General features: G+C 50.2%; 19 protein-coding genes. 13 read left to right on the plus strand and 6 right to left on the minus strand.

The annotated features are described in order from the left end of the window. Nucleotides 1-76: 76 nt before the first annotated feature. Both TH61_RS07225 and TH61_RS07230 read left to right on the plus strand, forming a co-directional pair. Nucleotides 77-1,813 carry an amino acid permease gene (locus tag TH61_RS07225; RefSeq protein WP_066512609.1) on the plus strand — a complete coding sequence of 579 codons (1,737 nt, stop codon included), beginning with the start codon at nt 77-79 and terminating at the stop codon, nt 1,811-1,813. A gap of 87 nt (nt 1,814-1,900) precedes the next feature. After that, nucleotides 1,901-2,341, plus strand: coding sequence for a hypothetical protein (locus TH61_RS07230; RefSeq protein WP_066507829.1), 441 nt, complete (start codon nt 1,901-1,903; stop codon nt 2,339-2,341). A gap of 3 nt (nt 2,342-2,344) precedes the next feature. Here TH61_RS07230 and TH61_RS07235 read toward each other — a convergent pair whose 3' ends face one another. Then, on the minus strand, nt 2,345-3,244 hold the full coding sequence (locus tag TH61_RS07235; RefSeq protein WP_082780326.1) for a DMT family transporter: 900 nt from the start codon (nt 3,242-3,244) through the stop codon (nt 2,345-2,347). Nucleotides 3,245-3,997: 753 nt separating this feature from the next. Continuing rightward, nucleotides 3,998-5,002 (minus strand): tRNA dihydrouridine synthase DusB, encoded by a 1,005-nt coding sequence (gene dusB / locus TH61_RS07240; RefSeq protein ID WP_066507831.1) that lies wholly within the window; start codon nt 5,000-5,002, stop codon nt 3,998-4,000. A 56-nt stretch (nt 5,003-5,058) separates the two neighbouring features. Between dusB and TH61_RS07245 the strand changes: the two genes are divergently transcribed. From TH61_RS07245 to TH61_RS07260, 4 genes are all read left to right on the plus strand, one after another. Then, nucleotides 5,059-6,003, plus strand: a complete 945-nt coding sequence (locus TH61_RS07245; RefSeq protein WP_066507837.1) for a CPBP family intramembrane glutamic endopeptidase — start codon at nt 5,059-5,061, stop codon at nt 6,001-6,003. Nucleotides 6,004-6,074: 71 nt separating this feature from the next. Then, nucleotides 6,075-6,908 carry a phosphatidate cytidylyltransferase gene (locus tag TH61_RS07250; RefSeq protein ID WP_071887805.1) on the plus strand — a complete coding sequence of 278 codons (834 nt, stop codon included), beginning with the start codon at nt 6,075-6,077 and terminating at the stop codon, nt 6,906-6,908. Between the two features lie 100 nt (nt 6,909-7,008). Further along, a complete protein-coding gene (locus tag TH61_RS07255; protein WP_066507841.1) occupies nt 7,009-8,283 on the plus strand; it encodes a Glu/Leu/Phe/Val dehydrogenase in 1,275 nt (424 codons plus the stop codon). Between the two features lie 114 nt (nt 8,284-8,397). Then, nucleotides 8,398-9,063: a phosphatidylserine decarboxylase family protein gene (locus TH61_RS07260; RefSeq protein WP_066507843.1), complete on the plus strand. Its 666-nt coding sequence runs from the start codon at nt 8,398-8,400 to the stop codon at nt 9,061-9,063. Nucleotides 9,064-9,224: 161 nt separating this feature from the next. Here TH61_RS07260 and TH61_RS07265 read toward each other — a convergent pair whose 3' ends face one another. Then, nucleotides 9,225-9,707, minus strand: coding sequence for a GAF domain-containing protein (locus TH61_RS07265; protein WP_066507844.1), 483 nt, complete (start codon nt 9,705-9,707; stop codon nt 9,225-9,227). Between the two features lie 189 nt (nt 9,708-9,896). Further along, nucleotides 9,897-10,934: a bifunctional diaminohydroxyphosphoribosylaminopyrimidine deaminase/5-amino-6-(5-phosphoribosylamino)uracil reductase RibD gene (ribD, locus tag TH61_RS07270; RefSeq protein WP_066507846.1), complete on the minus strand. Its 1,038-nt coding sequence runs from the start codon at nt 10,932-10,934 to the stop codon at nt 9,897-9,899. Between the two features lie 64 nt (nt 10,935-10,998). On the opposite strand from ribD, the gene prmC reads away from it, so the two are divergent. From prmC to rfbA, 7 genes are all read left to right on the plus strand, one after another. After that, on the plus strand, nt 10,999-11,853 hold the full coding sequence (gene prmC / locus TH61_RS07275; RefSeq protein WP_082780446.1) for a peptide chain release factor N(5)-glutamine methyltransferase: 855 nt from the start codon (nt 10,999-11,001) through the stop codon (nt 11,851-11,853). Between the two features lie 138 nt (nt 11,854-11,991). Further along, nucleotides 11,992-12,582, plus strand: coding sequence for an acyltransferase (locus tag TH61_RS07280; RefSeq protein WP_066507851.1), 591 nt, complete (start codon nt 11,992-11,994; stop codon nt 12,580-12,582). A gap of 11 nt (nt 12,583-12,593) precedes the next feature. Then, nucleotides 12,594-13,883, plus strand: a complete 1,290-nt coding sequence (locus tag TH61_RS07285; RefSeq protein WP_066507853.1) for a nucleotide sugar dehydrogenase — start codon at nt 12,594-12,596, stop codon at nt 13,881-13,883. Between the two features lie 9 nt (nt 13,884-13,892). Continuing rightward, the gene (galE, locus tag TH61_RS07290) at nt 13,893-14,909 is read left to right on the plus strand and encodes a UDP-glucose 4-epimerase GalE (RefSeq protein ID WP_066507856.1); all 1,017 of its coding nucleotides are present in this window, start codon (nt 13,893-13,895) and stop codon (nt 14,907-14,909) included. A 14-nt stretch (nt 14,910-14,923) separates the two neighbouring features. Then, complete coding sequence (gene rfbB, locus TH61_RS07295) at nt 14,924-15,970, plus strand: dTDP-glucose 4,6-dehydratase (RefSeq protein WP_066507858.1); 1,047 nt, start codon at nt 14,924-14,926, stop codon at nt 15,968-15,970. 136 nt (nt 15,971-16,106) lie between these two features. Further along, on the plus strand, nt 16,107-17,114 hold the full coding sequence (locus TH61_RS07300) for an SDR family oxidoreductase (protein ID WP_066507864.1): 1,008 nt from the start codon (nt 16,107-16,109) through the stop codon (nt 17,112-17,114). A gap of 6 nt (nt 17,115-17,120) precedes the next feature. Then, nucleotides 17,121-17,984, plus strand: coding sequence for a glucose-1-phosphate thymidylyltransferase RfbA (gene rfbA / locus TH61_RS07305; protein WP_066507866.1), 864 nt, complete (start codon nt 17,121-17,123; stop codon nt 17,982-17,984). Between the two features lie 95 nt (nt 17,985-18,079). On the opposite strand, the gene chrA is transcribed toward rfbA, so the two are convergent. Further along, nucleotides 18,080-19,255: a chromate efflux transporter gene (chrA, locus tag TH61_RS07310; protein WP_157600634.1), complete on the minus strand. Its 1,176-nt coding sequence runs from the start codon at nt 19,253-19,255 to the stop codon at nt 18,080-18,082. 101 nt (nt 19,256-19,356) lie between these two features. Then, complete coding sequence (locus TH61_RS07315; RefSeq protein WP_066507868.1) at nt 19,357-20,331, minus strand: isopenicillin N synthase family oxygenase; 975 nt, start codon at nt 20,329-20,331, stop codon at nt 19,357-19,359. Between the last annotated feature and the right edge of the window lie 83 nt (nt 20,332-20,414).

Raw genomic sequence — 20,414 nt, forward strand, 5'->3', positions numbered from 1 at the left:
TAAATATACGCAAGCTTCAACAGTTCTGAATATTTTGACTAAATTTCACCTCCAAAACCTACACCAAACAAACAAAGTGAGTCTAAAGAGCCTTTTCCGTCGCAAGAGTTTGACGGCCTTATTACACACGCCTCCCGCCGATGTGGCTGTCCACCCGGGCACTGTGGAGGAAGGGTTGGAGCGCAACCTAACCGTACGCGACTTAACCTCGCTGGGGATTGCCGCCATTATTGGAGCCGGTATCTTCAGTACTATTGGCAATGCCAGTTTTGAAGGCGGTCCGGCGGTATCTATGTTGTTTGTTTTCACGGCTATTGCCTGTGCGTTCTCGGCGCTGTGCTATGCGCAGTTTGCGGCCACTATTCCGGTGAGCGGTTCTGCCTACACGTACGCCTACACGTCTTTCGGTGAGCTGGCGGCCTGGATTATTGGTTGGGCGCTTATCATGGAATACACCGTGGGGAACATTGTGGTGGCCATCTCCTGGAGCGATTACTTTACCGGACTCCTGAGCGGCGTTGGGTTAGACATGCCTGCCTGGCTTACCATGGGCACCCAGAGCGCTTACATTGGCCACCAGGCGGTGTTAGACTTACTGGCGTCGGGACAGCCTGCTTCGGCCGCAGATCCAGCTACTTTAGAGGCGTACAAAACGTGGCAGTCGGCCCCTAATTTTCTGGGTGGTAAACTGGTGATTGACCTTCCGGCGTTTATGATCAATGCCTTGGTAACCACGCTGGTTTATATTGGTATCAAAGAATCTAAGAACGCTTCTAACCTGTTGGTTATCTTGAAGATGGCCGTGGTGTTGGTGGTGATTGCCGTAGGTATTTTCTACGTAGAGCCTGCCAACTGGAGCCCGTTTGCACCAAACGGCATTGGCGGTGTCTTAAAAGGCGTGTCTGCTGTGTTCTTCGCCTACATTGGGTTTGACGCCATCAGTACCACCGCCGAAGAATGTAAAAATCCACAGCGCGACTTGCCGAGGGCCATGCTCTATGCGCTGGTCATCTGTACTGTTTTATATGTGATCATCACGCTGGTCTTGACCGGAATGGTGCCTTATACAGAATTAGCAGTGGGTGACCCATTAGCCTATGTGTTCACCAAAGTAGGAGTGGATTGGCTGGCTGGCGTGGTAGCGGTAAGCGCAATTTTTGCTATGGCTTCTGTGCTATTGGTGTTCCAGATTGGACAGCCCCGCATCTGGATGGCTATGTCTAGAGACGGTCTCTTACCTCCGGTATTCTCCAAAGTGCATCCGCGTTTCAGAACGCCTTCGTTCTCTACCTTAGTAACTGGTTTCTTTGTGGGTGTGCCGGCGTTGTTGTTGAACATGGACCTGGTAATTGACCTGACAAGTATTGGAACCTTGTTCGCGTTTGCCTTGGTATGCGGCGGTATCTTGATCATTGATCCGCGCGGTACCTCAGACGCCCGCTTTAAAGTGCCTTACATGAACGGCCGTTACTATGTGCCGTTGATTTTGGCTGTGTTAGGCGTTTTAGTGCTTATGTATAACCGTACTGCCATTGATGAATTCTGGACGGCTGTAGGAGGCGAAGGCGGGTATGAGGACTTCAAGCACCAAATCCCAATGATTGTGTTCCTGATTGCCTGTGTGCTGTTAGCATGGGTGTCCTTTATGAAGCAGCTTTCTCTGTTGCCGGTGCTGGGCCTGTTGACCAACCTGTATTTGATGACCCAATTGGGCGTCAATAACTGGCTATTGTTCTCTATCTGGCTGTTAATTGGTCTGGCTATTTACTTCGGCTATAGCCACAAGCACAGCAAGCTGGCTGTCAAAGCGTAACCGTTTCTACTTTTAATAAACTATTGGTCTGCCTTGGGCGCTGTAAACGCGCAGGGCAGACCAGTTTACATTTGAACCTGCTAACTAGTGATTGAAAAGGACCTCCCCGAAAGCCATTTGCAACTCACCTTCCGGAAGGACATGGGCATTCTGTTCCTGCGCTGGTCTAAACAGGTGGGTTCTGCGTTGTTGCGTCAGGGATACCTGCAGGCCCTGGACTTCGCCGAAGAGGTAAAGGCCAACCTTTGGCTGTTTGATTTGCGCGGAAGGGGCGGTGCCACGCCAGAGGATGAGACCTGGATTCTGGAGGAGTTTTACGGGAATGTGGTGGAGCGTCTTCAGCGCACAGGCTATTTCGCGTATCTGGTTTCGCCCACGCATTACGCCCATTTGCGGGAAACCGTGGGCTTTGAGAAACTCGCTAACTTTAGTGAGGTGGTGAAGATTCACCTCTTCGTGTCTGAGCTGGAAGCCATAGAATGGTTAAGGCTGCACAAAAACATATCTTCCGCTCAAGAAGACAGTTAAGTCCTACTTAGCCCGGTTCACCAACAGCACCCCGGCTAGAATCACCGTCATGCCCACATAGTGCATCAGGTGGATGGTTTCTCCATCGGCCACACCCCAAATCAAAGCTACAATGGGCATAAGATAGGTAGAGGTGCTGGCAAACAAGGTGCCTGTCATGTGGATGAGCTTGTTGTAGAGCACCAGCCCAATGGCCGTACTGAAAATGGCGAGCAGCCCTATATAGCCCAAGGCCTCCCAGGCCTGCGGTACCGTGTTCAATTTATGGAAAGCATCTGTCGTGCACAGGTACACAAAGGCAATGGGTCCCACGGTCAGTAAAGCCAGGCTCGCCATGGTGATAGCCGATAACCCCACCAGTTTGTGTTTGATGATGTTGAGGCTTCCGCCGTACATGATGGTGGCCAGCACCACGTACAAGCCATAGAACCCATTGGACGAATTCTCCTCCGCACTACCTGAGAAAATCAATACGGCCGTGCCCACAATCCCAATCACAATGCCCGTCACGCGCAAAGCGGTAATCTTCTGCTGAAAGAAAATGGCCCCGATGATGAGCGTGAACAAGGCCGTCAAAGAATTCAACACCCCCGCCAGGCCGCTGGCCAGCTGCGTCTCTGCGTAGGCAAAGAGAAAAGCCGGAATCAGGTTGCCAATGAGCCCGCTGAAGAGTAAAAACTTCCACTGCTGACGCGTAGGCGCTTTCAAACCTCTCAACGCGAATGGCAGCAAGGACACCGTGGCAATGGTGATTCTAATGGCGCCCAACTCATCTGAACTGTACACTTCCAGCCCTTTCTTAATAAGGATAAAAGACGTGCCCCAGATGAGGGCCAAGCCAAACAGGATAATCCAGGCTAGGAGCGGGGTAGAAGTAGGTGCGGTGGTATCTTTTGTGGTCACGGTGCGTGAGGAGGATGGAAGTAAGATGGCAAAGATAGAAGAAGCTTTTCCGTTTTCGGGCTACTTTCTGGAAAACAGGCTGAAAATGGGATGCTAGTGTAGACACTCGTAGGGGCTTCGCGCAACCGAAGTCTTTTGAGTTTCTGCTTCGTTTATCGTTCAGGCTTTCCTATTGTACTCTTTCTATTCCTGTGGTTGATTTTCCTACCCCCTATTGTCATCCTGAAAGGATCTTGGTAGCAAACTAGACAGGCGGTTGAATGAACGCAGATTCTCCCCTTGAGGGGAGCGAAGAGGGGTGTTTATACAAGCAGATAATACTTTCCGTATCTGCCACCCAACCCCGTCCCTACCAATCTTCTCTGATTTTACTTTCTGCCCGCGTTTGTCCCTTTTCTCCTTGATGAGAAAAGGGACCAAAAGAATCAAGAGCCCCCGAACTCGCTGACCGCTCAAACAGGGCGAGGGCTCACAGAGGCGCACCGTGAGAAGCTATCTGTTTCATGGTGGGCTTACGCCTCTGCCAGTTGACAAGCCACTACTTTCTCCCTCAGGCAAAGAGACTTAGATTGACCAGTCTCTTTGCCCTCGGTCAAGGGCAGGCGGACTGCGGTGGGAGAGGTTGCAATGCTTGCATGCGCTGGGTAGAATGATGCCGTTTTTGCCTCCTTTCATGAAAACTGGCTAAAAACGAGAAGGCCTCAAAGAATTATCTTCGAGGCCTTCTTATGGTATTTATGAATGACTCAAGACTCAGGACTCCATTTCGGCGTATTCCAGCGTGTTGGCAATCTCATCTAAGATGGCGTAGATCTCAGCTGGGTCCTCGGTCTGCACCAAGCGCATGCGGTAGCTTTTCACGTTAGGCAAACCTCTGAAGTAGTTGGCGTAGTGGCGGCGCATCTCAAAGATGCCCAGTTTGAGGCCTTTCCACTCCAGGCTTCGGTCAAAGTGCATTTTGCACATGTCAATGCGTTCCTGGATGGTAGGCGGGGCCAATAACTCACCGGTTTGCTGGAAGTGCTTGATTTCCCTGAAAATCCAGGGGTAGCCAATAGACGCACGGCCAATCATGACACCGTCTACGCCGTATTTTTCTTTGTATTCCACCGCTTTCTGCGGGGTGTCAATGTCGCCGTTCCCGAAGATGGGAATCTTAATGCGCGGGTTTTCCTTGATTTTTCGGATGAGGGTCCAGTCGGCCTCGCCTTTGTACATCTGCACGCGCGTGCGGCCGTGCACGGTCAGGGCCTGGCACCCGATGTCCTGCAGACGCTCGGCTACTTCCTCCACGTTCTTGGTAGAGTCGTCCCAGCCCAGGCGCGTCTTCACCGTCACCGGCAAACCAAACGGCTCCACGGCTTTGACAATGGCAGAGGTCATGGCCACCATCTTGGGAATGTCACGTAGGAGAGCTGCACCGGCGCCTTTGCAGGCTACGTTCTTGACCGGGCAGCCGTAGTTGATGTCTATCAAATCTGGGCCCACAGCGGCAGAAATAGCGGCCGACTCGCGCATAGCCTCAATCTCAGACCCGAAAATCTGGATGCCGATGGGGCGCTCGTAATCAAATATGTCTAGCTTCTGACGGCTTTTGGCGGCGTCCCTGATGAGCCCTTCCGAAGAGATGAACTCGGTGTACATCAGGTCGGCGCCGTTGGCCTTGCACACGGCCCTAAACGGCGGATCACTCACATCCTCCATAGGAGCCAGCAACAACGGAAAGTCCGGAAGCTCTATCTTGCCAATTTTTACCACGTGGAACAGTTTAATAATTTCGCGTAAATTTACGTCAAGTAAACCACACCGCCTATATGAAAGGTTTCATCTCATCGCGTCTGCATCCTTTGACCGCTCTTCTGTTGTTGACGGCTTTTGTCATTGCAGGCTTTTTTGTGGGCATGTTCCTGTCCATGGTGCTGGTGAAAGTTCTTTTTGGGTATGGCATAGTAGAAATGCAACAGCTCTTGCAAAGCCCTACGGATTACCCCGAGGGACGTCAGGCGCTGTTAGTTTACCAGGGCGTGACCATGGTCTGCGGGTTTGCCCTAGGCGCCTTGGCCTTCATCAAATTCAACAAAGGCAACGTGGGCGAGTATCTTTCGCCCAAACCCCAAGTGCCGTTCAACGCCCTTTTATTGAGCGCGGTGCTCATCATCTTGATTATGCCCGCCAACAGTTGGTTGATTGAATGGAATGTGAATTTTCAGTTTCCGGAGTTTTTGAAGGAGATGGAGGCGGGCATGAAAGCCAAGGAAGAGCAACTAAAAGTCTTGACGGAGTACCTGACTAAGTTTGATACGATTGGGTCACTACTCTTCGGGATGGTGATTATTGCGGTGCTGCCAGCCATCTGTGAGGAGCTTTTGTTTAGAGGCGTTTTGCAGCAGGAGTTGATTAGGTGGTTCAAGAACCCACACGTGGGCATTTTGGTGGCATCGTTCATCTTTGGCGCCATCCACTTTCAGTTTTACGGTCTGTTCCCGCGCATGGCGCTGGGCATGGTGCTGGGCTACCTGTATTACTGGTCTAAAAACATCTGGGTGCCTATTGTGGGCCACTTCATGAATAACGGTTTTACGCTGCTCTTTTTGTACCTGCACCAGCAAGGGCAGGTAGATGTAAAGGTAGAATCTACGGAGGCCATGCCGTGGTATTGGTCTTTAGGCTCCGTGGTGATTAGCGGCCTGGTTTTATATGTCTTGCACAAAGGATACAACCAAGTGGCGCATCCGGCAGTAAACGAAGACCGTTTTTAGCCTCTTTTCCAGAAAACAGCCCAAAAACGAAACATCCATCACGCAGGCCGTACAACGCCTATCCAAATTCTATGGAGATACCAACCAAGAAACCTTCCAGCAACCTGCAACAGCGCATTTGGGCCGGGGCCGCGGGCGCCGCTCTTTTTGTAGGAGGCATTTACTTTAGTGAGTGGACCTTCTTTCTGCTGTTTCTAGCTTTGACGGTGCTGGGTCTCTTAGAATTCTACCGGCTTCTTTCTGTAAAAGGGTTTCAGCCGAACCGCGCCATGGGTCTTTTGTTAGGCGTGGGACTGTACGTGCTGTGCTTCCTGATCAAGCAGGACCAGCTAAGCAGTGACTGGCTGTTCCTGTTGCCGCCGGTCATGCTGCTGGTCTTGGTAGCCGAACTGTACCGCAAGAAAGAACAACCGTTCACCAACATCGCCTTGACGCTTACGGGCGTGCTCTACATTGCCGCGCCGTTTAGTATGCTTCACGTGCTGGCCTTTCTGCCAGACCGTTACAGCTGGCAGATCATCTTGGGCGTCATGCTTTTGATCTGGTCCTCAGACACTGGCGCGTACATAGCAGGCAAGTCGTTTGGCAAGCACAAGCTGTTTCCTAGAATATCGCCGGGCAAAACCTGGGAAGGCTGGGTAGGCGGCGTCATTCTTTCTCTGGTGGTGGCCTATGTGCTGTCTCTGTACTTTGAGGACCTGACCCTGGCACAATGGCTGGGCGTGGGAGCGCTGGTATCAGTGTTTGGCGTGCTGGGCGATCTGGTGGAATCTATGCTGAAAAGAAGCCTGGACGTGAAGGACTCCGGTACGTTGATACCAGGCCACGGTGGTATTTTGGACCGCTTTGACAGCTTGATTTTAGTAGTGCCTTTTTTGGTAGCCTTTTTGGAGTTAGTCCGTTAAGCAAGAACAAATACTGAATAGCGCATTGATTTCTGGCTTTGCGTTAAAAAACTTCTAATTTTGCGACCCTAATAGTATCCAGAATTATAAAATTGATAATATGGCCTATAAAGAACCTGCCCCTATAAAGGACAAAGAGAGCCCATTTGAGTCTATGATGTCCCGTTTCAACATTGCTGCTGAAGCACTTGGACTAGATGATGAGACCTATAACGTATTAAAATCGCCAGCCCGTCAGGTGATTGTGAACCTGCCCGTGACCATGGATGATGGCAGCATCCGGGTGTTTGAAGGCTTCAGAGTAGTACACTCTACCATCTTGGGCCCTTCTAAAGGCGGTATCCGTTATGATATGGGTGTGTTTTTGGACGAGGTGAAAGCCCTTGCCGCCTGGATGACCTGGAAATGCGCCGTGGTGGATATTCCGTATGGTGGTGCCAAAGGTGGTATCATCTGTGATCCTAGCACCATGTCTGCTGGTGAACTAGAGCGCTTAACCCGTGCCTATACCGTTGCCTTGATTGATACCTTTGGCCCTGACCAGGATATTCCTGCGCCAGACATGGGTACCGGCCCAAGAGAAATGGCGTGGTTGATGGATGAGTACTCCAAGACCAAAGGCATGACCGTGAACTCTGTAGTGACGGGTAAACCATTGGTATTAGGTGGTTCATTGGGCCGTGTGGAGGCTACAGGCCGTGGCGTGATGGTGTCTGCCATGGCGGCCATGGAGAAACTGGGCATGGACCCGTACCAGTCTACGGCGGCGGTGCAAGGCTTCGGGAACGTAGGTTCTTGGGCGGCTAAACTGTTGTCTGAGCGCGGCGTGAAGATCTTGGGCGTGAGTGACGTGAGTGGTGCTTATTGGAACGACAACGGCATCAACATTGACGAGGCCATCTTGTACAAAAACGCTCACAACGGTAGACTGGAAGGCTACGCCGGCGCGCAGAAAATCAGCAATGATGACCTGTTGACGTCTAAAGTAGATATTCTGGTGCCAGCCGCGGTAGAAGACGTGATCACCGTGCACAACGCAGATAAGATCCAGGCCAAGCTGATTGTAGAAGGCGCCAACGGACCAACGTCTGCCAACGCAGACCGCATCATCAATGAGAAAGGCATCATGGTAGTGCCAGACATCCTGGCCAACTCTGGCGGGGTGACGGTGTCTTACTTTGAGTGGGTGCAGAACCGCATGGGTTACAAGTGGAGCCTGGACATGGTGACCGAGCGTTCTGAGCGCATCATGACCGAGGCCTTCAACAAGGTTTACAACGCGTCGCAGAAATACAACGTGCCAATGCGTATTGCCGCGTACATTGTGGCTATTGACAAAGTGGCCCAGACCTATAAATTCCGCGGCGGATTCTAAGACGCCCAGGCCCTTAGCGGGTAAAAATTTATAAAACTTAAGAAACCGCTTCCCGTCTTTGTAGATAGGAGGCGGTTTTTTTATATTTTTGCTGTAACTATCTAAAAGGAGTACATGAAAATTCACAAAGAAGGACGAAAGATTCTGTTCTTTACCTTGCTCGGCTTGTTGGTCGTTAACCTGGTACTTTATTACTTTAACAGCAACCTCACCTTTAACTGGATTTTCACCGGTGCCTCTGCCATTGTCTTTCTGTTGATCCTCCAGTTCTTCCGGAGCCCGTACCGCAACCTGCTGTTGCATGAGGACTTGGTCATCGCCCCCGCCGATGGGAAGGTAGTGGTGATTGAGGATGTGGAGGAGCCTGAGTACTTCCAAGGCATGCGCAAGCAGATCTCCATTTTCATGTCGCCTATCAACGTGCACATTACCCGCAACCCGGTTTCTGGCGTGGTGAAATACTTTAAATACCACCCGGGCAATTACCTGGTGGCGTGGCACCCAAAGTCCAGCACCAAGAATGAACGCACCACCACGGTGGTAGAATCATTGGCTGGCCCCGAGGTGTTGTTCCGTCAGATTGCCGGCGCCATGGCCCGCCGCATAGTGTGGTACGTGACAGAAGGAGACGAAGTCAACCAGGGTGAGGAGTTCGGTTTCATCAAGTTCGGATCACGGGTAGACATTTTTGTACCCTTGGACACCGAGGTGAAAGTGCAGCTAGGTCAGAAGACCAAAGGCGGCCAGACCGTCATTGCTCAATTGAAAACCACAGTGTAAGTTGGAAATACAATTTACTAGATTTCTATAAAATCAGAAGCGGCTCCTTTCATGAAAGGAGCCGCTTCTGATTTTATAGAAGTTTCGTTTTTGGCTTGTTTTCCAGGAATCAGGCTAAAAACGAAGGTCCTGCTACCTAGTACTCGCTACGCGATACCAAATTAGAACCAGTTCTCGGCTAGTTTCATCAATTGCTCCAAGTATTTCTGGTCTACCTCATCGAAGTCATTGAGGCGGTCGCTGTCTACGTCTAGGACCATTTTCACTTCGCCGTTTTTGATGACCGGTACCACAATTTCAGACTTAGATTCTGAGCTGCAGGCAATGTGTCCCGGGAAGGCTTCCACGTCTGACACTACCAACGTCTCCTGTCGGGTGTAGCAGGCGCCGCACACGCCTTTGTGGAACGGAATGCGCGTGCAGGCCACCGGTCCCTGAAACGGTCCTAGCACCAATTCGCCGTCCTTCACCAAATACGCGCCTACCCAGAAGAATCCGAAGCCTTGGCGCAAGGCCGCCATGGTGTTGGCTAGGTTGGCGATCAAATCTGTCTCCGGGCCTACAAGCGCTTCAATCTGTGGTAGTAATGCTTTATATTTCTCCTCTTTGCTGAGGCTTGCGTCTATTAATAGATTCTCTGCCATGAGTTTAATTTTCTTATGAGTGAATGTGCTGAGGTGCTAACGTGCTAACGTTAAAATAGCATAGCCTTCAGGATTCATTGAGATGCAAAGGTAGCCTCTGGAGTTTCCTGTCACAACTGTAACGCGGTAGAGTAAAGGAAACTCATCGTTTTTGGCCTGTTTTCTAGGAAATAGGCCAAAAACGGATGCTTAAAAGTGATTACGGTAGATGGTCAGTTCGTCCTCGCCAATTCTCTCTTTAAAAGTGAAAACAAGATTTGGGAGTTGCGGGCCGGCTATGCCATCATGTAAATATTTGGGAGACTTGAAAACCCTGATCTCGTCCCAAAGCCCCTTTTCAATAAAAGACTCTAATAAAGTCGTGCCGCCTTCTACCAACACAGACTGCACCTGACGCTGGTACAGATCCTGCATCATCTTGCCAAGCACATCCACATCTTCGGAAAGTGTCACAAAATGCGTCTGCGATTGGCTTTGCTTTTGCTCAAAGGTGTATACCCAAGTGGGATGGGAATTGTCTAAAATATGATGCGTAGTGGGGAGTTGCAGGTGCTTGTCAATGGTAATCCTGAGCGGCGAGGGGCCAGCCCAGTGCCGGACGTTTAAAGTGGGGTTGTCATGCAGGGCGGTGCGCGTGCCTACCAGAATGGCCTGCTCCTGGGTGCGCCATTTGTGCACCAGTTTCAGGGAGATCACCCCCGAGATTTGACAGGCTTGGTGCTGGGGTAGGGCAATGAATCCGTCGGCCGATTCGGCCCATTTTAAAACTAGGTAGGGACGCTTCTGGGTCTGGAAGGTGAAGAAACGTTTGTTCACTTCCAGTCCTTTTTCTTCTAAAATACCAGTCACTACAGCACAACCCGCGTCTTTTAGTTTCTGGATGCCACGCCCGGCCACTAGCGGGTTGGGATCTGTGTTGCAGATGACCACGTCTTTTACGCCGTGTTGAATGAGTAGGTCGGCGCAGGGAGGCGTCTTGCCGTAATGAGAGCAGGGCTCCAAGGTCACGTACACGCGGCTGTGCTGCAGCAGGCTTTTGTCCTGTACGCTGTTGATGGCGTTGACCTCGGCGTGCGGTCCGCCGTATTGTTGGTGCCAGCCTTCGCCGATGATGTTCTCTTCATGCATAATCACGCAGCCTACCATAGGGTTAGGCCGGGCGTAGCCTTCGCCTAAAAGCGCCAAGTCAAGCGCGCGTTGCATGAATTTCTCGTCTACCGTTTCCATAAGCCTTCGTTGATGTGCCGAATATCGGGTGTTTTTTCAGAAATTGCCCAAAACTGGCAAAAGCATGATTCTTCAGCAGCTCCTTCAATCGCTCACTACGCATCTGGAAACGGTCTATGAGGCCCATGAGGCCAGAACCATCGCTGAGTGGGTGTTGCAGCATGAGTTGAAATGCTCTCGGTTTGAGTTGCTCCAGCACCGGTTTTCTGAAGCGTCTATTGAGTTACAAGAGCAGGTCAATGGCTATCTGCCAAGATTGCTCCAACAAGAACCTGTGCAGTATGTCTTAGGCGAGGCTTCCTTTTACGGCCGCGAGTTTCAGGTTTCCCCGGCAGTTCTAATCCCTAGGCCAGAAACCGAGGAACTGGTACAGATGGTCATTCAGGCGTACAAGCTCAATCCAGAAGCTAGGCTGCTGGACATTGGTACCGGTAGTGGCTGCATTCCCATCACCTTGTCCTTAGAGCTGCCCACCGCCCAGGTCTGGGGGTTGGATGTCTCACCTGAGGCTCTAGGCATAGCCCAGCAGAATGGGCACCAATTGGAGGCTAGCGTCCAATGGCTGCAGCAGGACATCTTGCAGGAGATACCAGCATTAGACTCTCATTCTTTAGATGCTATCATTAGTAATCCACCGTATGTGCTGGAAGACGAAAAAGAGCTGATGCGGGAGAACGTGCTGGCCTTTGAGCCGCACCTGGCTTTGTTTGTGCCCAACCATGACCCTTTGCTGTTCTATCGGCGCATTGCCAAGGTAGCGCAGTTGCTGTTGAAGCCCCAGGGAAAACTTTTCTTTGAGATTAATGAGCGGTACGCCAAGGAGACTGCGACCATGCTTGAGGGTTTGGGCTACCAAGAAATAAAATCGGGAAAAGATTTACGCGGGAAAGATAGATTCGTAACCGCTTCTTACGTTTAGCCAACAGGCCTTTTCTGCGCTTTCAACAGGGCATGGGGGAATTATTATAAATACTGTACCTTTGCCAATTAAAAATAATGATATCCTTTTGTCAGGTTTGTCCGTAGGTAGCCTGATTCTCTAGGGTCCTTTTAACTGATGTCAGATACTTCCCCATCCTATTTCGCCCATGCAACTGCCGTCCTTGATGAAGGCTGTATCATTGGCGAGGGCACAAAAATCTGGCATTTCTCCCACATCATGCCTAAATGCACCATTGGCAAGCGCTGTAACATTGGGCAGAACGTGGTCATATCACCAGACGTGGTTTTAGGGGAGAATGTAAAGATTCAGAACAATGTGTCTGTGTACAGTGGGGTGGTCTGCGAGGATGATGTGTTCCTAGGGCCCTCTATGGTCTTTACCAATGTGTTGAACCCTAGAAGTGCCATCAACAGAAGAGGCGAGTACCAAAAGACACTAGTGCAGAAAGGTGCCAGTATTGGGGCTAATGCCACCATTGTCTGCGGAAACACTATTGGTGCCTATGCCTTGATTGGCGCCGGCGCCGTGGTCACCAAAGACGTGCCGCCATATGCCTTGGTGTACGGAAACCCGTCCAAGCAGCACGGCTGGGTGAGCGAGGCAGGCCACAAGCTTGCTTTCAACGAAGAATCTAAGGCCACCTGCCCTGAGACGGGAGAGGTCTACCAGATAGAAAATAATACAGTAACAAAGTTATCCATTTAAATAGAATACTTGTGTATCAGCAACTACTTAACAAAGAGGCCAAACTAGCAGTAATCGGATTAGGATATGTGGGACTCCCCATTGCGTTGGAGTTCGCCAAAAAGATCAGTGTGATTGGGTTTGATATCAATGAGAAGCGTGTAGAGATGATGCGCAACAACATTGACCCAAGCGGAGAGCTAGAGGCGTCTGCGTTTGAAGGCACCGATATCACCTTCACACATGACTTAGAGGTGCTACGTGAAGCTCGCTTCTTCATTGTGGCAGTTCCTACTCCCATTGATGCCTATGCGCTTCCTGATTTGAAGCCGCTTTTAGGCGCTTCTTCTACGGTAGGCAAAGTATTGAAGGCAGGGGACTACGTGGTATATGAGTCTACTGTGTATCCAGGTTGTACTGAAGAGGATTGCATTCCAGTGTTGGAGCGCGAGTCTGGCTTGAAGTTTCATTCAGACTTTAAAGTAGGCTACTCTCCGGAACGCATCAATCCAGGCGACAAAGAGCATACGCTAACCAAGATCGTGAAAGTAGTTTCTGGCTGTGACGCTGAGTCATTGGATGTAGTGGCTAAGGTATATGAGCTGGTGATTGAGGCAGGCGTGCACCGTGCGTCTTCCATCAAGGTAGCCGAGGCGGCCAAGATCATTGAGAACACCCAGCGCGATGTGAACATCGCCTTGATGAATGAGTTGTCCATCATCTTTGACAGAATGAACATCAATACCTATGAGGTGTTGGAAGCCTCTGGCACTAAGTGGAACTTCTTAAAATTCTTCCCGGGTCTGGTGGGTGGTCACTGCATTGGCGTGGACCCATATTATTTGACCTACAAAGCGAAAGCTCTGGGTTATGACTCCAAGATTATCTTGAGCGGTCGTACCATCAACGACGGGATGGGCGCTTATGTGGCCAGCAAAGCCATCAAGATGATGATCAAAGAAGGAAAGGCCATCTCCAAAGCCAAAGTTTTGGTGATGGGCGCTACTTTCAAGGAGAACGTGGAAGACATCCGTAACTCTAAAGTGGCAGATGTCATCAACGAGCTGAAGAGCTTCGGGGTACAGGTGGACGTAGTAGACCCATATGCTGATTCTGAGGAGTTGAAACATGAGTACGGCTTCGCCTTGACCCAGAACCCAACCAACGACTATGACGCAATCGTGGTGGCGGTAAATCATAAAGATTATTTGGGCTTGGACGAGACATACTTCAAGAGCATTTCCACTGATCATCCCATTGTGATTGATTTGAAGGGAATCTATCGTGGTAAGATCAACTCTCTGCCTTACTGGAGTCTATAAGAAAGAAACATGAGTAAAATACTTGTTACAGGCGGGGCGGGCTACATAGGCTCCCATACGGTGGTTGAGTTGGTGCATGCTGGCTACACGCCCATTATAGTTGACAACTTCAGCAACTCAGAGGAGCGTGTGTTGAAAGGCATCGCTGGCATCTTGGGGCATGAGGTAGTTTGTCATAAAGTTGACTGCACAGACGCTAAAGCCCTGCAAGAGGTTTTCACCAAAGAAGGTGACATTGCCGGGGTTATCCACTTCGCTGCTTTTAAGGCTGTGGGTGAGTCGGTGGCAGAGCCGTTAAAATACTACCACAACAACGTGGCCGGCTTGGTGACGCTTTTGCAAGTGATGGAAGCCAACAAGGTGACGCGTCTTGTATTTTCCTCATCCTGCACCGTGTATGGCATTCCTGAGAAGTTACCGGTCACCGAAGAGACGCCTACCCAGAAAGCCAACTCTCCTTACGGGAACACCAAAAAGATAGACGAGGAAATCTTAAGAGACGTAGCCGCCAGCGGAATTTCGCTTAGAACCATTGCCCTACGGTATTTTAACCCGATTGGTGCCCATGAGTCAGCGTTGATTGGTGAACTTCCCTTAGGCATTCCAAACAACCTAGTGCCGTTCATCACGCAGACCGCCGCTGGGTTAAGAGACAGCCTTACCGTGTATGGCACGGACTACGACACCCCAGACGGAAGCTGCATCAGAGACTATGTCCATGTGGTTGACTTGGCCAAAGCACACGTAGCGGCCATCAAACGGTTAGAGAAAGAAGAACCTGCCGCTTTTGAGGTCTTCAATATTGGCACTGGCAAAGGAAGCAGCGTGCTGGAGGTGGTAAAAGCCTTTGAGAAAGCAACGGGCAAACCTTTCCCTTATAAAACAGGACCACGTAGAGCTGGTGATGTCCCGGCCATTTATGCGGATGTGACCAAGGCCACCCAAGAATTAGGGTTTAAAACCTCGCTCTCTCTAGAGGAGAGTTTGGCTAGCTCATGGAAGTGGCAACAACAATTAGGAAAGTAAATATCTAAGAAAGAATGAAAGTATTAATCACAGGAGGAGCAGGATTTATTGGTTCGCACGTAGTGCGGTTGTTTGTCAACAAGTACCCTCACTATCAAATCTTCAACTTGGATAAGTTGACGTATGCGGGTAACCTGCAAAATCTGACTGATATTGAAGATGCTCCCAACTATACTTTCATCAAAGGAGACATCACCGACCAGGAATACATCAACAGTCTTTTTCAAGAGCATCAGTTTGATGCCGTGATGCACTTGGCTGCAGAATCGCACGTGGATCGGTCTATCACAGACCCCATGGCCTTTGTACGCACCAACGTCAACGGTACCTGCAACCTGCTGCATGCCGCCAAAGAGCTCTGGAAGATTGACTATACAGGCAAAACATTCTACCATATCTCTACTGATGAAGTCTACGGCTCTCTAGGCGAGGAAGGAATGTTTACCGAGGAGACCAAATATGACCCCCGGTCTCCTTATTCTGCCTCCAAAGCAAGTTCAGACCATTTTGTAAGAGCCTACTATCATACCTATGGTTTGCCAGTTAAAATCTCTAACTGCTCCAACAACTACGGTCCGAACCACTTTCCTGAGAAGCTGATTCCGCTGGCGCTAAACAACATCAAGAACATGAAACCGGTGCCAGTGTATGGCAAAGGCGAGAACATTAGAGACTGGCTGTATGTGATTGACCATGCCAGGGCCATTGACGATGTCTTCCATAAAGGAGTGTTAGGCGAAACCTATAACATTGGCGGAGTAAACGAGTGGCGCAACATTGACCTCATTCATCTGCTGTGTGACATTATGGACCAGAAGCTTGGCCGTGAGCTAGGCACTTCCCGCCAGCTCATCACCTTCGTGACAGACAGAGCAGGCCATGACCTGCGTTATGCCATCGATTCTTCAAAAATCATGAATGAGTTGGGTTGGGCGCCGTCCGTCACCTTTGAGGAGGGCTTAGAGAAAACAGTAGACTGGTACCTGCAAAATGAAGAGTGGCTCACCAATGTCACCTCTGGCAACTACCAAACCTATTATCAAGAGCAATATAATCGCTAACATCAGCTTCCGTTTTTAACCTGATTCTTAGGAAATAGGTTAAAAACGGAAGTTTGTTTAACTACTTAGGCTCAAATATGTAGTTCACCCGAGCTTGTTAAACACCTATAATTAATTCTTATTTAATTCTCCATCTGTGTACAATCATCCTTTTCATACTGGCTCATTAGAGCAAACTTCTTTTCTAGTGACCGGCGGCGCGGGCTTCATCGGCTCCAATCTGGTGGAATATCTATTAAAGTACAATGCTAAAAAGGTGCGCGTCTTGGACAACTACTCCAACGGCTTCCATAAAAACCTGAGAGCGTTTGAAGGCAATGAGCGGTTAGAGGTCTTGGAAGGCGACATCCGGAACCTGGAAGACTGCATGAAAGCCTGCGAAGGGATGGACGTGGTCTTACACCAAGCCGCCCTGGGTTCAGTGCCGAGAAGTGTGAAAGACCCGGTAACATCTAATGAGGTGAACGTAGGCGGATTCGTGAATATGCTCATGGCCACCAAAGAGCAGAACGTGAAACGCTTTGTATACGCGGCCTCTTCCTCTACCTACGGTGACAGCAAATCGCTACCCAAAGTAGAAGACGTAATCGGGAAGCCGCTTTCACCGTACGCGGTGACCAAGTATGCCAATGAACTGTACGCCGATGTGTTTGGCAAGACCTATGGCATGGAGATTATTGGACTGCGGTATTTCAATATCTTTGGGCCTAGACAGGACCCGAATGGCGCGTATGCCGCCGTGATTCCTTTGTTTATTGACGCGGTGATGAATGGCAAATCGCCTAGAATGAACGGGGACGGAGAACAGACCCGAGACTTTACCTTCGTGGAAAACTGCGTGGAGGCCAACATCAGAGCCGCTTTGATAGAGAATCCTGAGGCCATTAACCAAGTCTATAACATTGCGGTAGGCGACCGAACTTCTTTGAATGACCTGTTCAATATCTTGAAAGATGAGGCCGGTGTGGATATTACCCCAGAATATGGTCCAGAACGAGCTGGCGATATTAGGGACAGCCTAGCGGATATCTCCAAGGCCAAGCGTCTTTTGGGCTATGATCCGCAAATCAGAATTCAGGAAGGTCTACAAAAGACTTTGGCTTGGTTCAAAGACAACCAGGACTTTATCTACAACCAGAAATAAGACATCATGAAAGGAATTATCCTAGCCGGTGGCTCAGGCACCAGATTACACCCATTAACCTTGGCGGTGAGCAAGCAATTAATGCCGGTGTATGACAAACCCATGATTTATTACCCGCTATCTACCTTGATGTTAGCGGGAATTAAAGATATTCTCATCATCTCCACCCCGCATGATTTGCCCATGTTTGAGCGCCTCTTAGGCGATGGGAGCCAGATTGGCTGTAACTTTCAATATGCGGTGCAGGAGGTTCCTAATGGACTAGCTCAAGCATTTGTAATCGGTGAAGATTTTGTAGGGAATGATAGTGTTGCTTTAATTCTAGGGGATAACATATTTTATGGATCAGGCATGATTCCACTCCTGAAATCAAATAGTGATCCTGAAGGTGGAGTAGTTTATGCATATCATGTCCATGATCCTGAACGTTACGGGGTTGTTGAGTTTGATGCAGATTATAATGCCGTATCAATTGAGGAGAAACCTGTAAAGCCAAAATCAAATTATGCGGTGCCAGGTCTATATTTCTACAATAACAGTGTCATCGAGATTGCTAAAAAATTAGAGCCAAGTCCAAGAGGTGAATACGAAATCACGGATATAAATAAGGAGTACCTTCGTAGAGGTACTCTTAAAGTTGGAGTAATAGGTAGAGGAACCGCCTGGTTAGATACAGGCACTATTCAATCTCTCATGCAGGCGGCCACGTTTGTGCAGGTGATTGAAGAGCGTCAAGGCTTGAAGATTGGTGCTATTGAGGAAATAGCCTACCGCATGGGCTTCATCAATGCCGAGCAGTTGCAGCGCGTAGCCGAGCCTTTGCGCAAGAGCGGCTACGGGGATTACCTATTAAACATCTTGAAACACTAGATACAAGCATTCTTAAACCGAAAGAGCCGGCACTTTTTAAAGTGTCGGCTCTTTCGGTTTTGGCCTAGTTGGTGAAAACAGGCCAAAAACGGCGCTTACCCCGGAAAGATAAAGCCCACGATGAGTCCAGTTAGAATGAGGAGCGGGGAAGGAATCTTGGTCCAGAGCAGGAGTGCGAATGTGACTACCACCAGCCCGAAGTTGTAAGGTGTGTTCTCAATGGGGTGGTACAGCATGATGGCAGCGGCGCAGACCATGCCAGAACCCACGGCATTGATGCCTTCCAGTGAGGCTTGAATGACGCGGTACTTGCGCAGCTCCTCCCAAAACCGAATCACAAAGAAAATCAAAAACGTGCCGGGTAAAAAGATGGCCACCGTAGACACAAAGGCGCCCAACAGCAGTCCTAACATGCCATAATCGCGCATGGACAGGGCGCCAATGTAGGTGCAGAAAGAAAAGACCGGGCCGGGCAGGGCTTGTACCAAGGCAAAGCCAGAGAGGAATTCCTTTGAGGTGAGGTATTCCTTGAACTCCACAAACTCGGTGTACATCACGGGAATCAGCACCTGGCCGCCGCCAAAAATGAGGCTGCCGTTCCGGTAGAAGTTCTCAAAGAGCAATACCGCCCTAAACTGAGTAAACCTACCCAGCAAGGCCGCCGCCACCAACACCCCAATGAACAGCAGGAAATTAGCCCATTCTACGTGCATAGGCTCCTTCTTGAGGATAGGCTGTTTCTGGAAGCGCAGGGCCGTCAGACTTCCGCCAATCAGGAGCAGCAAAGGAAACACCCACGGCGACCGGAAAAAGAACGCCAGAATGGCGGAGAAGACCATGATGACAATGCCCCCTTTGGTGAACACTACCTTGGAGCTTATCTTCCAGGCGGCAAAGGCTACAAACCCAACCGCCATGGGCTGAATGAACCGGGTAAACCCCAGCGGGGCGCCTTGGTCACCCAGAATGGAGATGGCCAAAGCCGCAGCCGTCATAATCAAGGCCGCGGGCAGAATCCAAACTAGGAGGGTAAGATACGCCAGATTAGGGCCGCCCACTTTAAAGCCTATGGCCGTAATGGTCTGCGTGGACGAAGGGCCGGGCAGAATCTGACACAGGGCGTTGAGCTCCATGAGCTCCTTCTCATCAATGTAGTTGCGCTTCTCCACCAGGAGCCGCATCATCATGGCAATGTGCGCCTGCGGCCCTCCATACGCGGTGATGGCCAGATAGGCCACGTCCTTTAAGAAGATGTAATTACGAGGGCGCAACAGAGTAGCGTTAGAAGTCGTTTTTGGGCTGTTTTCTAAAAATAGGCATAAAAACGAAAGGAGCCCGTAAGGCTCCTTTCTAAATTGCTAAAAAAACTGAATTATTTCTTCTTCAGGCCAAGCTCTACCAAACGCTCATTCAAGAAATCACCCGCGGTGATGTCTGGAAACTGCTTAGGGTTCTGCTCGTCAATACAACCTTCCAGGCAGGTCAAGTCCATCTCTGAACGAGGGTGCATGAAGAACGGGATAGAGAAGCGGGACGTGTTCATCAGCTCACGCGGCGGGTTCACCACGCGGTGGATGGTGGACTTTAGCTTGTTGTTGGTGTGACGGGACAGCATGTCGCCTACGTTCACAATCACTTGCTCGGGTAGGGCGGTGATAGGAATCCACTTACCGTCGCGGCGCAGCACCTGCAGACCGTCAGCAGAGGCACCCATCAACAAGGTAATCAGGTTGATGTCCCCGTGCTCAGCGGCACGTACGGCGTCAGCCGGAACCGCATCTGGGTTCTCAATAGGGAAGTAGTGGATAGGGCGCAGGATGCTGTTGCCGTTGTGCACTTTGGCGTCAAAGTAGTCTTCAGACAAACCCAGGTAGATAGCCAAGGCCTTCAAAACCTGCTTGCCGGCAGACTCCAGGCGCCGGTAGGCGTCCAGGGCTACCTCTTTGAACTCAGGTACCTCTTCAGGCCAGATGTTGTCTGGGTACTCTTCCTTGATAGGGTCATTGTCGGTTACCTCCTGGCCCACGTGGTAGAACTCTTTCAAGTCACCGGTGTTGCGGCCTTTGGCATGCTCTTTCCCTTTGCCCACGTAGCCGCGCTGGCCGGCCAGCTCAGGCACCTCGTATTTCTGCTTCACGTCATCGGGCAGCGCGAAGAACTTCTTGATGGCCGCATACAGACGCTCGGTCAGGTCATCGCTCAGGCCGTGGTTCTTAAGGGCCACAAAGCCTATGTTCTGGTGCGCGTCTCCCATGGCTTTTACAAACGCCGCCTTGCGGGCAGGGTCGCCAGAGGTGAAATCGGCTAGGTCTAATGAGGGGATTTCCTCTAATAACTTATCGTTCATATGAAATTGATAAACGGTTCTTGAAAAGGGTGTTTATAGCTGGGCAAGTTACAAAATTTCTATCTTTGAAACATTCTCCTGAG

This window comes from Rufibacter sp. DG15C, assembly GCF_001577755.1.
Taxonomy (GTDB): Bacteria; Bacteroidota; Bacteroidia; order Cytophagales; family Hymenobacteraceae; genus Nibribacter.